This window comes from Vicinamibacterales bacterium (assembly GCA_041659285.1).
Lineage (GTDB): Bacteria > Acidobacteriota > Vicinamibacteria > Vicinamibacterales > UBA2999 > 12-FULL-67-14b.
Genome location: JBAZYO010000002.1, coordinates 59,133 through 73,834 on the forward strand (window position 1 = coordinate 59,133; position 14,702 = coordinate 73,834).

Here is a 14,702-nt window from a genome sequence, read left to right on the forward strand (position 1 = left end):
ACTACAGGTGAGGCTGAAGCCGGACGCTACAGATGCGAAAGATCCTGCACATCGACATGGACGCGTTCTACGCGTCGGTCGAGCAGCGCGACAACCCGACGTTGCGCGGCAAGCCGGTCGCCGTCGGCGGTGACCCCTCCACGCGCGGCGTGGTGGCCGCCGCCAGCTACGAAGCGCGGACGTTTGGCGTGCGGTCGGCCATCCCGATGTCGCGCGCCGTGCGCCTGTGCCCGTCGCTCGTGATCGTGCGGCCCGACTTCCAGAAATACCGCGGCATCTCGCAGCAGATCTTCGCGCTCTACCGTGAGGTGACACCCCTGGTCGAGCCGCTGTCGCTGGACGAGGCCTACCTCGATGTCACCGCGAACAGCTGGAACGAGCCGCTCGGGGTGAACGTGGCGCGCCGGCTCAAGGCCGCGATCAAGGAGGCGACCAACCTGACCGCCTCCGCCGGCGTCGCCCCCAACAAATTCCTCGCCAAGATCGCCTCGGGCTGGAAGAAGCCGGACGGCCTGACCGTGGTCGCGCCGGAACGCATGGAAGGGTTCCTGCAAGGGCTGCCGGTTGACGCGCTGTGGGGCGTCGGCCCGGTCACGGCCGCCAAACTCCGCGAGCACGGCATCGAGAAGCTGACCGACATCCGCACGCGGTCGCTGGCCGACCTCGAAGCCGTGGTCGGCAGCCTGGCGCCCTGGTTGATCGACCTCGCGCAGGGCAAGGACGACCGCCGCGTCGAACCGAACCGGCCGTCGAAGTCCGCCAGTGCCGAACGCACCTACGCCCGCGACCTGTCCGGCCTGACCGAGATTCGGCAGGAGATCGACCGCATGGCCCGCGAGGTCGCCGGCTGGCTGCAGAACAAGGGCATCACGGCGCGCACGATCACCATCAAGGTCCGCTACGACGACTTCACCACGGTGACGCGCAGCCACAGCACGCCGCAGCACACCGATGACGTGGCCTCGATCGTGTCGCGGGCGCTGGCGCTGCTGTCGAAAACCGAAGCCGGCGCGCGACCGGTCCGCCTCCTCGGCGTCGGCGTCCACAAGCTGAGCACGGATGACGACTCGGATAACGAGGCGACACCCGACCTGCGCCTGCCCTTCTCCTGAACCTGGCCAAGTGCTTGGCCGCAGATTAGGCAGATTACGCCGATTCTGAACGCATGGCCGCAGCCTTATCTGCGACAAAGCGGAACGCTTCGCCGATGACGCCAGTGCTCACAGACACCAGCGGCGCCCAGCGGCTTTGCCGCTGGCGATTGGGTGCGCCGGGCCCCGGACGCAAGCCATCGGATCAGTCGCACACGGCTTGTGTCCGGGGCCCGTCGCACCCATCGATCCGCGCGCGCAACGCGCGCGCGGGCGCCGTTCGCCGTATGTCTGCGCAATCGGCGTAATCTGCGGCTAGACTGACACACGTCATCACCGGCCCATGCCAATTGAAACCGCTCTCGCCATCGCCTCCGCCATTATCGTTCTGTCACTCATCGGGCTGGCCGCCGTGGTCGCGAACCGCCGGCGCGCCGCGCAGGAAGACGAACTGCGGCAAGGCGCCTCGGCGCGCGGGTGGCAGTTCGAGAGCCTCACCGAGCATGGGTTCCGGGTCCATCGCTGGCGCGGCGCCACGGATGGCGTCGCCTGGACGGCCGAGTCACGCCGCAGCCTCAAGGGCAGCAACCAGAAGGGGCGCCGGCCCGACATCGCGCGGTGGCGAACGGCGTCCACCATGGGCGTGACCGCGCCAATCCTCTGCATGGGACTCCCGAAGGGCAAGGAGACGCCGGCGTTTGCCGTCGCCGAAGGCGATGGCTGGCTGGCGCAGCTCGCGCAGAAGGCCGCCGGCTTCGCCCTCGACAAGGCCGTGGACACTTATTTCGGCGACGACCTCGGGCGTGGCGTGGATGCCGGCGCACTGAAGCGCGTGGAAGGCCAGGACACCCCGGGCTTCGTCGTGATGGCGGCCGACCGCGACGCCGCGGCACGGACCCTGTTCCAGGGCCTGCGCGGCGCCCTCGTGGACGCGGCCAACGATCGCGCCTCGGTGTTGTCGCTGGAGAAGGACCACCGCCCCTGGATCCTCATCGCCGCGGATGGCGTCGCGCTCGGACGCTCGGACGTGTTCCGCGACGTCAACGACGTCGACGCCTTCGCGCACGCCGGCGTCAAGCTGGTGCGCGTGTCTACTTTCGGACGACCGTCATTTTCCTGAGCTCGACCCGCTCCACCGGCGTCTCGCCGTTGACCGCCACCGCCTCGATCTTCTCCACCACATCCAGTCCGCTCTCCACCTGGCCGAACGCGGTGTACTTCCCGTCCAGGGCCTCGGCCTTCGCGGTGACGATGAAGAAGGAGGCGCTCGCCGAATCCGGCTCGGCCAGCCGCGCCATCGACAGCGTGCCCTTCACGTGCGGCTGATCGTTGAACTCCGCCTTCATCTGCCGCACGTAGTTCTGCTGGGACTCGCCGAGCGGCGCCGTGCGCGTCGGCAGGTGGCCCGACTGGATCACGAACCCCTTGACCACGCGGTGAAAGCTCATGCCGTCGTAGACACCGGCCTGCGCCAGGCGCAGGAAGTTGCGGACGTGGTTCGGCGCCTGGTCGGGCGTGAACGACAGCGTGATGTCGCCCATCGACGTCTCGAGCACCGCCCGGTAGCGCGCCAGTTCCGCCACCGATTCAGTTGAAAACGGCTCCGGCACCGCGGCCGGCTTGTCGCGGATGGCAACCTTGTTGACGACGATGCGATCGACGGCGAGGCCGGTGCCGTCAACGGCGGCCTCCGAGATCTTCTGCGCGACGAGGATGCCCTCGCTGACGCGCGCGAAGATCGTGTACTTGCCGTCAAGGCCCGGCTGATCCGACACCGAGATAAAGAACTGCGTGCCGGCGCTGTCGGCCTTGCCCGGGATTTGCGTGGCCGAGACCGCGCCGCGCGTGTGCTTCTCGTCCGAGATCTCCGGCTGCAGCAGGTTGAGCCCGCCGGTGCCGAACTTCGCGCGCGCCGCGGGATCCCTGGTGACGGGGTCGCCGCCCTGGATGATGCCGAACTTGATCATCCTGAAGAACGTCGTGCCGTCGTAGCCGCCGGCCTCTGCCGTCTTCATGAACAGCGCCACGTGATTCGGCGCGCGGTCGGCGAGCAGGTCCAGCACGATCGTCCCGACGGTGGTGTCGATCACGGCTTGCTTCTCTTGAGCCAGCGCCGTACCTGGGACGAACAGGAGCATCAACAGGGCCAATACGCGTCGCGCCATCATCCGCGCATTATCCGTCCCAACGTTCGCCACCGCAAACTCGCGCGGCCGGCGAACCGCGCGCGCGATCGACCCGTCTACCTTCCCAGTGCACGACTTGAGTGGTCCGGCTGACCGCCTTGGCCAAGGCTACGGCGGTCAAGAAGCCGGACGCCACATGTAAGAACCGGTGGAGGCAACGCCCGAACGGGCGCGAGGACGGTGATGGGCCAGGAGGGACGCCATGCGCTTGCTGCTCAGCACCGTTCTGTGTTCCGCGGTTCTTGTCTCGTCGAACGCCTACGCCGAACCGGCCGCGCCGGCGCGCGCCGGCGGCGCCCGCATCCGCCCGCAAGACCAGCGCAGCATCAACGTGTTGCGCGAGGGCATGGCGCGGTCCGAGACGTTCCGCCGCCTGGTCGAGACCATCGAGGCCAGCAACGTGTTCGTCTACGTGCACGTCAGCCCGCACATGAAGTCATCCCTCGCCGGCCAGCTGACCTGGATGACCCAGGCCGGCCCGTATCGGTATCTCCGCGCCACGTTGAACACCGATCTGAACAACGACCTGACCATCGCCACACTCGCCCATGAACTCCAGCATGCCGTGGAGGTGGTGAGCGACGACCTGGTGGTGGACGAGAAGAGCCTGATGTCCCTCTACAAACGCATTGGCCGGCCAAGCCGCGCGGCGGTGTCGTCCGGATGGGAGACCATCGCGGCACAGGAAGCCGGCTTCCAGGTTCGCCGTGAATTGGTCGAATCGAACGCGTCGATCGTGGCTCAATTGTCCGATATCGACCACATGTGACGCGCCTGTCCGTTCCTGTTATGCTGTGTCCGGCAAGCAGGCTCTTTCTCGGTCGTCTGTCGCCTGGCTTGCCTGGCCCAGCAGCATGTACGAGGAGTACTTCGGGTTCGTCCAACCGCCGTTCAGCCTGACGCCGGATCCGCGGTTCTTGTACCGCAGCGAATCCCACGACGTCGCGCTGCAGCAGGTCTGGCAGGCGATTCGCCGCAAGGAGGGCTTCATCGTCCTCACCGGCGACATCGGCACGGGCAAGACGACCCTGTGCCGCACCCTCCTCGAGCAATTCGACCAGACCACGTTCACGGCGCTGATCCTCAACCCGTTCCTGTCGGTCGAGGAACTGCTGCGCGAGGTCCTGCTCAGTTTCGGCGTCGTCTCCAAGGACGCGCTGAAGACCGGCCGGCTGGCCACCGCCAGCAAGCACGAACTCATCCGCACGCTCCACGACTTCCTGCTGTCGCTGGTGCCGTTGCACGGCAGCGCGGTGCTGCTCATCGACGAGGCGCAGCACTTGTCCACGGACGTGCTCGAAGAGATCCGCATCCTCTCGAACCTCGAGACCAACGATCAGAAGCTGCTGCAGATTGTCATCGTCGGGCAGCTCAACCTGCTCGACCTGCTGCACAAGACCGAGCTGCGCCAGCTGGATCAGCGGATCTCGATCCGGTGCTCGCTGAAGGCGCTGACGCGCGAAGAAGTCGAGGCCTACGTGACCCACCGGCTGTGGGTGGCGCGCGGGTCCACGTCGGTGTCGTTCACGCCGAAGGCCTTCGATCTCGTGCACGCCGTGTCGGGCGGCGTGCCGCGCATGATCAACCTGGTCTGCGATCGGGCGCTGATGGTCGCATGCGAGGCGCAAACCAGCCGGATCACCGAGGAACACGCCGCGCAGGCGGCCGCCCAGATCGGCATCGAGATTCCCAAGGGCAAGATCCGCGGCGAACGCGCCGCCTCGTCCAGGCAGCCGTCGCGGAAGGTCCTGCTGATCGCCGCGGTCCTGTTGCTGGCCGCGCTGGGCGGCGCGGTGACCTACCTCGCCGGCAATCCACTGGAACTGCTCGACGCGGCGGACGCGCCGGCCGTGCGACGCGCGCCGGCGCCGGCCATGCCCGCGCCGGTCGTCGCGGTGGCCGTGCCCGCCGGCATGCCGGTGATTGGGCCGCCCCCGCCGGTCGAAGGCTCGTTCTCGGTACTGATCGGCACCTTCACCACGGCCCGCGGCGTCGAGTTGGTCGAAGCCGCGCTGCGGGCACAGCGCCTGCCCATTTACATGTTCGACGTGATGGTGGCGCCCGCCGATCTCCAACGGCGCGTGCTGGTGGGACGCTACCCGAGCCGCGAAGAAGCGGACGCGGTGCGGCAGAAGCTCGGGCCGGCGATGAACGACGCGCGGGTAATCCCGGGCGAGATCGAGCGGCTCCGCGTCGTTCCTTAACGATCGCGCGACTTGTACAGCTTCTTCAGCGACTGGCTGATCGTCTTCATCTTGCGCTTCTCGTCGATCTGCGCCCGCGCATCCTTGAGCACGCCGAGGCTGTGCACTTCCTCCTGCAGCTTCAAATAGCTCGCGAGCCGCTCGGCCGGCAGCTCGCCGTCGGCGATCGCCTGCTTGACGGCGCAGCGCGGCTCTTCGCGATGCTGGCAATTGGTGAAGTGGCAACCCGAGGCAAGGTTGACGACATCCTCGAAGGTCTCGCGCGACCCTTCCGACTGCGTCCACAGCTGCAGCTCGCGCATGCCCGGCGTGTCGATCAGCAGGCCGCGGCCCGGCAGCAGGATCAGCTGGCGATGCCGGGTGGTGTGCCGGCCGCGCGAGTCGCTGACGCGCACGTCACGCGTCTTCAGCAGCTCCTCGCCGAGCAGGGCGTTGACGATCGTGGACTTGCCCACGCCGGATGAACCGAGCAGGGTGCCGGTGCGGCCGCGCCCCAGGTAGCGCTCGATCACCTCGATGCCGTGGCGTTCGCGCGCGCTGATCGCGTGCACCGGGACCCCGACCGCGATAGTGGCAATGTCCGCGAGGTCCTCGGTGAGGTGCTCGGCGACGTCCGACTTGTTGAGCAGCACCACGGGTTTGGCGCCGCTCTCGTACGCCATCAGCAGGTAGCGCTCCAGCCGCCTCGGGTTGTAGTCCCCGTCCAGGCCCATCACCAGGAAGACGGTGTCGATGTTGGCGGCGACGATCTGCTCTTCGGTGGTCTCGCCGGCCACCTTGCGCGAAAAGCGGCTGCGCCGCGGCAGCACGGCCTCGATGGTGGCCGACGCCTCACCTGGCGTCGGCAGCGCCGCGACCCAGTCGCCCACCGCCGACAGGTGCTGGCGGCCTTCGGCCTGGTGGCGCATGCGCCCGGCATGCTGGGCCTGGAGCTCGCCCGCCTCCGCGTACAACCGGTAGATGTAGTTGAACTCGATGGCCACGCGCGCCGGGATCAAGCCCTCCGCCGCGTACGGCGCGAACCGCCGCGCCCACTCGGCGTCCCAGCCCAACTCGTTCAGGTCAAAAGGCACTCGCCCGTAGGATACCAGCGGAGACTGGCCGGGCGCGCGTGAGGTATCGTACGGGTCAGGGAGATCGCGGTATGGAGTTCAAGGGGATCGTTCGGGTGGTCGCGCTGGCGTTGGTGATCGGCGGTGCGATGACGCCCGCAAGCGCGGGCGCGCAGACCGCCGCCGCCGCGGACCAACAGTTGCGCGAGGCGCAGGCGGAGGTCGCCCGGCTGAAGCAGGAACTCGACGCGATACGGGCGCAGTATGACGCGCGCCTCACGGCCCTGGAACAGCGGCTGGCCGCGATCGCGGCCACGCCGGTCGAGGCCGCACCGCCGCCACCGCCGGCCGCCCCATCGGCGCCGGCGGCCGGTTCTTCGAAGGTCTTCAACCCCGACATCGCCGTGATCGGCAACTTCCTTGGCGCCACCGGCAAGAACGCCAACAGCACACAACCCACGTTCGGCCTCAACGAAGTCGAGACCTCGTTCCAGGCCATCGTCGATCCCTACGCGCGCGCGGATTTCTTCCTCTCCGCTGGTCCCGAGGGACTGGAAGTGGAAGAGGGGTTCGCGACATTCAACGCGCTGCCCGGCGGCCTGCTCCTCAAGGTGGGCAAGTTGCGGGCGCAGTTCGGCAAGGTGAATACCGCGCACACCCACGCGCTGCCGTGGACTGACCGGCCGCTGGTCACGCGGAACCTGGTCGGCGGCGACGAGGGCATCTCCGAATCGGGGGTGTCGGTCTCGCGCCTGCTCAACAACTCGTTCATGTTTCTCGAGGCCACGGGTGAGGCGTACTACGGCGCGTCCGCGGTCTTCAACTCGACCGCACGTTCGAAGCTGGCGTATGTCGGCCGCCTCCGTGCGTATCGCGATCTCACCGAGGGCACCAATCTCGACCTCGGTGGGTCGTTTGCGTATGGCCCCTCCGCGGCGCAGCCGGAGGTCTCGATCCCGGAGGCCGCTTACTCGACCCGACTGATTGGTTTCGACGCCACCTTCCGCTACCGTCCGCTGCGGCGCGCCATCTACAGGCGCTTCCAGGCGCGGACCGAACTGGTGTGGAGCCAGCCGCGCAGCGACGGCGCCGGCGGCGAGACCGCTTTTGGGTTCTATGGCGGCGCCGACTACCAGTTTGCGCGCCGGTGGTATGCCGGCGGCCGCTACGACCGTGCCGCGCATCCCTTTGATGCGGCGTTGGTCGACAACGGCGGCTCACTCTACCTGACCTACTGGCCGAGCGAGTTCAGCCAGGTGCGCGGCCAGTACCGGCGCACCAACTACGGCGACGGCGTGACAGCCAACGAGTTCCTGTTCCAGTTTCTGTTTTCGATCGGGGCGCACGGCGCCCACGTCTTCTAATAACGCGGGATGCCGCGGACGTCGAACCGCGGCGAGAGGCTCTTATGACGCACATCATCACTCACGTTGCCGCGGCGCTGCTGACCCTGGCCGCGGCGAATCCACCGGCCGCCGCGCCGCCCAAGGTCATCACCACCACCGAGGACCTGGCGTCGCTGGTCCGCGAAGTCGGCGGTGACAAGGTCACGGTTGACTCGCTCGCGAAGGGCTACCAGGATCCGCACTTCGTCGAGCCGAAGCCGAGCTTCATCCTCAAGCTGCACGACGCCGACCTGCTGGTGGCCATCGGCCGCGAGCTCGAGATTGGCTGGCTGCCGCCCCTGCTCACCCAGAGCCGCAATGCCAAGATTCAGCCCGGCAATCCCGGCTATCTCGACGCCTCGGCCGGCGCGCGCATCCTCGAACTGCCGACCGGCCAGATCACGCGGGCGATGGGCGACGTGCATCCGCAGGGCAATCCCCACTACTGGCTCGACCCCGACAACGGCCGCACCATCGCCAAGGCGATCGCGGCAGCGCTCGGCCAGATCGCGCCCGCCGACCGGGCCTACTTCGAACAGCGCTACGCCGACTTCGATCGCCGGCTGGCCGAGGCGCAGAAGCGCTGGGCCGCGGCGATGGCGCCGTACAAGGGCACCAAGGTGGTGACTTACCACCGGTCGTGGCCCAACTTCACCGATCGGTTCGGCCTCGACGTCATCGGTTACGTCGAGCCGAAACCCGGCATCCCGCCGTCGCCCGCGCACACGGTGGACTTGATGTCGGAGATGAAGCGCCAGCAGGTCAAGGTCATCCTGGTTGAGCCGTACTTCGACCTGAAGACGCCCGAGGCCATCGCCCGCGATGTCGGCGGCCGGGTTCTGGTGCTCTCGCCATCGGTCGGCGGCGTCAAGACCGCCACCGACTACATCGCGCTGTTCGACTACAACATCAACTTGCTGACCAGCACCTTCAAGCAAGTGCTCGGGCGCTAGGGCCATGGAACTGCGCACCATTCTCGAGTTTCTGGCGGCGCCGTTCGCCGCCAGCCTGATTCTCACCGGCATCCACACCTACCTCGGCGTGCACGTGGTCGAGCGCGGGGTGATCTTCGTCGACCTCTCGCTGGCGCAGATCGCGGCCCTGGGCGCCACCTTCGCCATGCTGCTGCCCTTCTCGGGTGGCGACCCGCACAGCCCGGGCGTCTACTGGTTCAGCCTCGGCTTCACGTTCATTGGCGCCGCGGTGTTCTCGTTGATTCACCACGGCCAGAAAACGCGCATTCCACAGGAGGCGGTGATCGGCATCGCCTACGCGGTGGCCTCGGCGGCGTCGATCCTGGCGATGAGCCAGAGCACCGCGCAGGGCGAGCACCTCAAGGACATGCTGGTCGGGAACATCCTGGCGGTGTCGTGGACCGACGTCGCCCAGACCGCGGCCCTCTACAGCGTGGTCGGCGCCTTTCACTTCTTCAACCGCCGCCGCTTCTTGATGATCTCGATGGATCCGCAACGCGCCAAGGCGGAGGGCGTCAACATGCGCCTATGGGACTTCCTCTTCTACGCCTCGTTCGGCTTCGTCGTCACCTCGTCCGTGTCGATCGCCGGCGTGCTGCTGGTGTTCTGTTACCTGATCGTGCCGTCGGTGGCGGCGATGATCTACGCCGACCGGATCGGGCCGCGGCTGGCAATCGGCTGGAGCATGGGCACCGTCGTCTCGGTGCTCGGGATGTGGTTCTCGGTGCAGTTCGACCTGCCGACCGGCGCGACCATCGTGTGCACGTTTGGCCTGGTGTTGATCCTGATGGCGGCGATCAAACCGCTGTGGTCCAGATTGGCGAGCTGAGGGGACCCAGGCCGGCCGCATGGCGCGCGAGCGACCGGTCCGGCTAACGCCGGACGCCACCTCTCGATTCCGGCCCGGCTAACGCCGGACACCACATCGCTGTAGCGTCCGCCTTCAGGCGGACCCCTTGACACACGACCCGCCACTGTCCTACTGTCCTATGACAGATGACACGGGGCCATGCAGTTTCAACTCAACTTTAAGTCCGGCAAGCCGGTCTACCTTCAGCTGGTGGACCAGGTGAAGGCGGCCGCCGCCTCGGGCGCGGTCCGGGCCGGCGAGTTGCTGCCGTCAATCCGTCCCCTGGCCGAGCGGCTGCGCGTCAACCGCAACACCGTCGCCAAGGCCTATGCGGAGCTCGAAAGCCAGCGCGTGATCGAAACCGTCGCCGGCAAGGGCTGCTTCATCCGCGAAACCAGCTCCCCGTTCCGCAAGGATGCCCGCCTCAAGCTGCTGGCCGAAGAGGTCGACCAGGCCGTGGTCCAGGCGCATCATCTCCAGGTCAGCAAGGACGACTTCCTTCGGCTGGCCGAAGACCGCTTCGACGCCTTCGCCCAGAAGCGCACCCGCGCCGAGAACCCATGATGCCCACCACCACCGACGCGCCCGTGATTGCGATCGACCAACTGGTCCGGCGCTACGGCCGCACCGACGCCGTCAACGGCCTGACCCTGCGCGTGCCGGCCGGGCGCTGCTACGGCTTCTTCGGCCGCAACGGCGCCGGCAAGACCACCACCATCAAGTGCCTGCTGAACCTGCTGCGGCCGACCAGCGGCGAGGCCAGGCTGTTTGGACTGGACCCGGCGCGTCACGAGGTGGCGGTCAAGTCGCGGCTGGCGTATGTGCCCGACCAGGTGGCGTTCTATCCGTGGATGACCGTGCGCGAGACGCTCGACTACTTCGCGTCGTTTCGCGCGCACTGGAACGACGACACCGAGCGCGCCTTGCTCGACCAGTTCCGGCTCGACCCGCGGCAGAACACCAGCCACCTGTCGAAGGGCCAGCGCACGCAGTTGGCGTTGATCACGGCGATCTGTCCCGAACCGGAACTCCTGGTGTTGGACGAACCCACCTCGGGACTCGATCCCATCGTCCGCCGCGAGTTCATCCAGACGGTGATCGGCGCCTACCAGGACGGCGATCCGGGACGCCGCACCGTCTTCGTGTCCACGCATCTCATCTCCGAGTTCGAGGGCCTGATCGACGAGTTCACGATCATCGAACAGGGTCGCGAGGTGCTGTCGCTGGCGGCGGACGAAGCGCGCGAGCGGTATCAGAAGATTTATGCGCGTTTCGCCACTGATCCCGCCGGCCTCGACCTGGTCGGCGCCCAGGTGCTTCGGCGCGCCGGTCGAGAGATCGAGCTGGTGGCCAACGGCAACTCGGAGGCCCTGCTCCACCGCTTGAAGGCACGTTCGCCCGAGGCGCTCACCGCTGAGTCGCTGACCCTCGAAGAGATCTTTGTCGCCACGTTGCAGGCGGGCGGAGCCACCGCGTGAGCCCGCTCGAGGTCGCCTTCCGAAAAGAGCTTCGGGCCCTGTGGCCGCCATGGGCCGTCGCGGCCATCTCGATCGGCGCGCTCGCCCTGATGTCGAACGGTCGCGACGCCGATCTCGCGTGGGTCGCGCTCTATCTCGGGGCACTCACCCTCACCGGCCTGTCGATCGGCCACGAGTATTCCAACGGAACGCTCGCGATGTTGCTCTCGCAGCCGGTTGAGCGACGCCGCCTGCTGCTCGTCAAGCTTGGCGCGGCGCTGCCAATGGTCGCGCTCCTCGTGGCGGTCGCCGTCGCCGTATTGCCGCCAACGGATAGCCGCGGACCGAGCGAGCTACCGTTCCTCGCCCTGCTATGCGGCCTCGTCGCGGCGCCGTGGCTGACGATGGTGTGCCGCGGCCCGCTGGCCGGCATCCTCTTCGCCAGCTCGATCACCGCGCTCGCGCACATCGCTGCTGAAGTGGCGATGGTCCTTCGCTACGGCTCGATTTTCGAGCGCGGCGCGGATCAGGCTGAGTTTCGCACGGCCGTACTAGCCACCGGCCTTGCAGTTGGCACGCTCATCTCGGCCATTTCCGGGTGGCGATTGTTTATGCGGCTCGAGGCCGTGTCGGGACCGGCCTCGAGCATTGATCTCGGCCGCTGGTGGCCGGCTCGACACTCTGCGACTGCCCTCCCGCCTGCCCGGTCGACACGGCGGCATCCACTGTGGCTGCTGGCGCTCAAGGAACTGCGATTGCAGCAGCTGACGCTGGTCGTGACGCCGATGTTTGCGGTGGGATGGGTGGCCCTGGCCATCTTGTACGGCGCCAGCGACGTCCTGACCGCCGTCGGATTCATCTACTACGGCTCCCTCGCGGTCCTGATCGGATCGCTGGCCAGTGCCGAGGAACGCCAACTCGGCACGCACGAGTGGCAGACGCTGCTGCCGATCGCCACGTGGCAGCAATGGTCCGTGAAGCTGGCGATCGGGCTCAGCCTGGCCCTGACGGTCTCAGTGGCCGTGCCGACCGTGTTGGCGGCCGGGGCGGTCAGCGTCCGGGCCTGGCATATCGGCGTGATCGCGCTGCTGACAGTTGGCAGCTTGTACATCTCCTCGCTCTGCCGCAGCGGTCTCCACGCTCTTGCCTGGTCCGTCCCGGTGCTCGTGGTCGCGTCGCAGCTGCTGGGATCGCGGCTCGGCCCGATGCTGTTCACCAACCAGCTGCTGCTGGCGGGAGCGCTCACGGCCGCCGGAGCGGCGGCTGCCTGGTTCGGATTCGAGAATCATCGAACCACCAAACCGGCAGCCAGGCGCGTCGCATGGCAGGCGCTGTTCATTGCCGCCGGACCGCTGGTCGCCGCGATCATCGCCCAGTGGCCGCGTTAACCTCGTCGAGAAACGCGCCGGCTCGGGCGATGAACGACTCCTCCCACAGGTGTCCGCCCGTGAAGACGTGCTCGATGACCGTCACGCCAGCGGCGTGCAGGGTCGACTCGTCCTCCTTCATCTTCTCCGCCGAGTACCAGGCGTCCTCGGTGCCGCGGCCCAGGAGGACCGTAGGCAAACCGGCGGCAACCGGCGCCACATCCGGCGGCACGTCTCCGGCCAGCGCGATCACGCCGTCGCACGGCCATTGCACGAACGCCGCGGCCCGGTAGGCCATCGCCACGCCCTGCGAAAACCCCGCGTACAGCAGCGGCCGCACGATGCCGCATTCAGCCGCCACCGCCGTCAGCACCTCGGCCACGTAGGCAATATTGTCGGCAATGGCGAGGTCGCGGTCTTCCTTGGTCATCCAGGCCGCGACGACGTCGCCGCCGCGCGTGTAGAAGCGATTCAAAGCCTGGATGCTGATGAGGTTGAGCGGCCGGGGGCCGGCGATCCGGCGCAACACCTCCATGTGGATCGCCGCGTTTTCCTGGTAGCCGTGAAAGCCCACCAGAGTGGCCACGGCTCCGGCGGGCGCCTCGACAAGGTAGCGGCCATGGGTCCGCACGGCGATGGTTCGAAGGTCCGACATCCGTCGATGATGCTATAACGGGACTATCGTGACTCCCGTCCCATTTCAGGTGCCGGTCGATGCCGAGGCCGCCCTCTCCGCGGCCCTCTACTGGCCGCCACCGGCCGCGTCCCTCGACGCGCTCTTCATCTTTGCGCATGGCGCCGGGGCCGGACACCTTCATCCGTTCATGACCAGTTACGCCACCGCGCTCTGCACGCGCGGGGTCACGGTGGTCACCTTCAACTTCCCCTACATGGAGAAGCGGCGCAAGACGCCCGACCGCGCCCCCGCGCTCGAAGAGGCGTTCCGCCGCGTCATCGTTGGCGCGGTCAACCAGGTTGGCGCGAATGCCGCCCATCCGGCGAAAGCCGGATTCCACATCTTCATTGGCGGCAAGTCGATGGGCGGACGCATCGCGACGCACCTGGGCGCGACGCTCGATCGGTGGCCCGAGGCGCCGCGGCCCGCCGGCATCATCGCCTTCGGCTATCCGCTGGCCCCGCCGCGCAGCCCGCGAACCGGGGACCGCGTGACGCACCTCAAGGCGCTGACCGTGCCGACGCTGATTGTACAGGGGACGCGGGATCCGTTCGGGGGGCCGGACGAGATTCGCGAGGCGATCGCCGACGCCAATCCGCTGCCGCCGATTGAGATCGTCACGGTCGAAGGCGGCGACCACTCGTTCGCGGTGTTGAAGTCGAGCGGGCGCGACCAGGCCGCCGTCCACACCACCATCCAGGACGAAGTGGCGGCGTGGATCAGGACGTGTATGGCTCGTGCAGCTTGACCGGCTTGACCCTGGCGCGGGCGCGCAGGTTGATGAACTCGACGAAGATCGAGAAGCCCATCGCGAAGTAGATGTAGCCCTTCGGGATGTGGAAGCCGGCGCCGTCGGCGATCAATGAGCAGCCGATCAGCAGCAGGAAGCTGAGCGCCAGCACCTTCACCGTCGGGTGCTTCTCGACGAAGCCGCTGACCGCGCCGGCCGAGAACATCATGATGCCGACGGCGACGACCACCGCGGTGATCATGATCGAGAGGTCGTCGGCCATGCCGACGGCGGTAATCACCGAGTCCAGCGAGAAGACGATGTCGAGCAGCATGATCTGCACGATCACGGCGGCGAACGTCGGCGCGACCCGCGCCGAGACGTGGCCTTCTTCGCCTTCCAGCTTGTCGTGGATCTCGTGGGTGGCCTTGTAGATCAGGAACAGGCCGCCAATGCCCAGGATCAGGTCGCGCCCCGAGAACGGGTGATTCATCACCGTGAACAGCGGCGCCGTCAGCCGCACGATCCAGGCGATCGACATCAGCAGCAGGATGCGCATGACCATGGCGGCCACCAGGCCTGTCTTGCGCGCGCGGTCCCGGTCCTCGGCCCGGAGCTTGCCCGCCAGGATCGAGATGAAGATGACGTTGTCGACGCCGAGCACCACCTCGAGCACGGTCAGGGTGACGAGGGCGGCGAGGCCGTCTGCGGTCAGGAATGCGTCCATGGG

At 67.6% G+C, this 14,702-nt stretch carries 15 protein-coding genes; 11 read left to right on the forward strand and 4 right to left on the reverse strand.

The features are described 5' to 3' along the window. The first annotated feature begins 32 nt into the window (after positions 1-32). Both dinB and WC815_02865 read left to right on the forward strand, forming a co-directional pair. Positions 33-1,112 (forward strand): DNA polymerase IV, encoded by a 1,080-nt coding sequence (gene dinB / locus WC815_02860; protein ID MFA5907695.1) that lies wholly within the window; start codon positions 33-35, stop codon positions 1,110-1,112. 322 nt (positions 1,113-1,434) lie between these two features. Beyond that, positions 1,435-2,211: a hypothetical protein gene (locus WC815_02865; protein ID MFA5907696.1), complete on the forward strand. Its 777-nt coding sequence runs from the start codon at positions 1,435-1,437 to the stop codon at positions 2,209-2,211. On the opposite strand, the gene WC815_02870 is transcribed toward WC815_02865, so the two are convergent. Further along, positions 2,183-3,259 carry a peptidylprolyl isomerase gene (locus tag WC815_02870; GenBank protein ID MFA5907697.1) on the reverse strand — a complete coding sequence of 359 codons (1,077 nt, stop codon included), beginning with the start codon at positions 3,257-3,259 and terminating at the stop codon, positions 2,183-2,185. The two genes, WC815_02865 and WC815_02870, sit on opposite strands and share 29 nt — an antisense overlap. A gap of 220 nt (positions 3,260-3,479) precedes the next feature. Between WC815_02870 and WC815_02875 the strand changes: the two genes are divergently transcribed. Next, entirely contained in the window at positions 3,480-4,046 is a 567-nt protein-coding gene (locus WC815_02875; GenBank protein ID MFA5907698.1) for a hypothetical protein, read from the forward strand. Positions 4,047-4,131: 85 nt separating this feature from the next. Continuing rightward, positions 4,132-5,481, forward strand: coding sequence for an AAA family ATPase (locus tag WC815_02880; GenBank protein ID MFA5907699.1), 1,350 nt, complete (start codon positions 4,132-4,134; stop codon positions 5,479-5,481). Here WC815_02880 and rsgA read toward each other — a convergent pair. After that, positions 5,478-6,554 (reverse strand): ribosome small subunit-dependent GTPase A, encoded by a 1,077-nt coding sequence (gene rsgA / locus WC815_02885; protein ID MFA5907700.1) that lies wholly within the window; start codon positions 6,552-6,554, stop codon positions 5,478-5,480. The two genes, WC815_02880 and rsgA, sit on opposite strands and share 4 nt — an antisense overlap. A 71-nt stretch (positions 6,555-6,625) precedes the next feature. Between rsgA and WC815_02890 the strand changes: the two genes are divergently transcribed. The 6 genes from WC815_02890 to WC815_02915 all read left to right on the forward strand — a co-directional run bounded on the left by WC815_02890 (position 6,626) and on the right by WC815_02915 (position 12,587). Continuing rightward, positions 6,626-7,897 (forward strand): hypothetical protein, encoded by a 1,272-nt coding sequence (locus WC815_02890; protein MFA5907701.1) that lies wholly within the window; start codon positions 6,626-6,628, stop codon positions 7,895-7,897. 44 nt (positions 7,898-7,941) lie between these two features. Further along, the gene (locus WC815_02895; protein ID MFA5907702.1) at positions 7,942-8,871 is read left to right on the forward strand and encodes a metal ABC transporter substrate-binding protein; all 930 of its coding nucleotides are present in this window, start codon (positions 7,942-7,944) and stop codon (positions 8,869-8,871) included. A 4-nt stretch (positions 8,872-8,875) separates the two neighbouring features. Further along, positions 8,876-9,721: a metal ABC transporter permease gene (locus WC815_02900; protein ID MFA5907703.1), complete on the forward strand. Its 846-nt coding sequence runs from the start codon at positions 8,876-8,878 to the stop codon at positions 9,719-9,721. Between the two features lie 180 nt (positions 9,722-9,901). Then, a complete protein-coding gene (locus WC815_02905; GenBank protein MFA5907704.1) occupies positions 9,902-10,306 on the forward strand; it encodes a GntR family transcriptional regulator in 405 nt (134 codons plus the stop codon). Continuing rightward, complete coding sequence (locus WC815_02910) at positions 10,303-11,220, forward strand: ABC transporter ATP-binding protein (GenBank protein ID MFA5907705.1); 918 nt, start codon at positions 10,303-10,305, stop codon at positions 11,218-11,220. Before WC815_02905 ends, WC815_02910 begins: the two co-directional genes overlap by 4 nt. Beyond that, a complete protein-coding gene (locus WC815_02915) occupies positions 11,217-12,587 on the forward strand; it encodes an ABC transporter permease subunit (protein ID MFA5907706.1) in 1,371 nt (456 codons plus the stop codon). The genes WC815_02910 and WC815_02915 overlap by 4 nt, the downstream gene beginning before the upstream one ends. Here WC815_02915 and WC815_02920 read toward each other — a convergent pair. Continuing rightward, on the reverse strand, positions 12,565-13,221 hold the full coding sequence (locus WC815_02920; GenBank protein ID MFA5907707.1) for a hypothetical protein: 657 nt from the start codon (positions 13,219-13,221) through the stop codon (positions 12,565-12,567). The genes WC815_02915 and WC815_02920 overlap by 23 nt on opposite strands. 28 nt (positions 13,222-13,249) lie before the next feature. Between WC815_02920 and WC815_02925 the strand changes: the two genes are divergently transcribed. Then, entirely contained in the window at positions 13,250-13,990 is a 741-nt protein-coding gene (locus tag WC815_02925) for an alpha/beta family hydrolase (protein MFA5907708.1), read from the forward strand. Here WC815_02925 and WC815_02930 read toward each other — a convergent pair. Continuing rightward, complete coding sequence (locus WC815_02930) at positions 13,962-14,699, reverse strand: TerC family protein (protein MFA5907709.1); 738 nt, start codon at positions 14,697-14,699, stop codon at positions 13,962-13,964. The two genes, WC815_02925 and WC815_02930, sit on opposite strands and share 29 nt — an antisense overlap. Positions 14,700-14,702: the final 3 nt, after the last annotated feature.

Bases quoted from the DNA above. Each gene is read 5' to 3' on its own strand.
- dinB (MFA5907695.1), top strand. From the start codon at position 33: ATGCGAAAGATCCTGCACATCGACATGGACGCGTTCTACGCGTCGGTC.
- WC815_02865 (MFA5907696.1), top strand. From the start codon at position 1,435: ATGCCAATTGAAACCGCTCTCGCCATCGCCTCCGCCATTATCGTTCTG.
- WC815_02870 (MFA5907697.1), bottom strand. From the start codon at position 3,259: ATGATGGCGCGACGCGTATTGGCCCTGTTGATGCTCCTGTTCGTCCCA.
- WC815_02875 (MFA5907698.1), top strand. From the start codon at position 3,480: ATGCGCTTGCTGCTCAGCACCGTTCTGTGTTCCGCGGTTCTTGTCTCG.
- WC815_02880 (MFA5907699.1), top strand. From the start codon at position 4,132: ATGTACGAGGAGTACTTCGGGTTCGTCCAACCGCCGTTCAGCCTGACG.
- WC815_02890 (MFA5907701.1), top strand. From the start codon at position 6,626: ATGGAGTTCAAGGGGATCGTTCGGGTGGTCGCGCTGGCGTTGGTGATC.
- WC815_02895 (MFA5907702.1), top strand. From the start codon at position 7,942: ATGACGCACATCATCACTCACGTTGCCGCGGCGCTGCTGACCCTGGCC.
- WC815_02900 (MFA5907703.1), top strand. From the start codon at position 8,876: ATGGAACTGCGCACCATTCTCGAGTTTCTGGCGGCGCCGTTCGCCGCC.
- WC815_02905 (MFA5907704.1), top strand. From the start codon at position 9,902: ATGCAGTTTCAACTCAACTTTAAGTCCGGCAAGCCGGTCTACCTTCAG.
- WC815_02910 (MFA5907705.1), top strand. From the start codon at position 10,303: ATGATGCCCACCACCACCGACGCGCCCGTGATTGCGATCGACCAACTG.
- WC815_02920 (MFA5907707.1), bottom strand. From the start codon at position 13,221: ATGTCGGACCTTCGAACCATCGCCGTGCGGACCCATGGCCGCTACCTT.
- WC815_02930 (MFA5907709.1), bottom strand. From the start codon at position 14,699: ATGGACGCATTCCTGACCGCAGACGGCCTCGCCGCCCTCGTCACCCTG.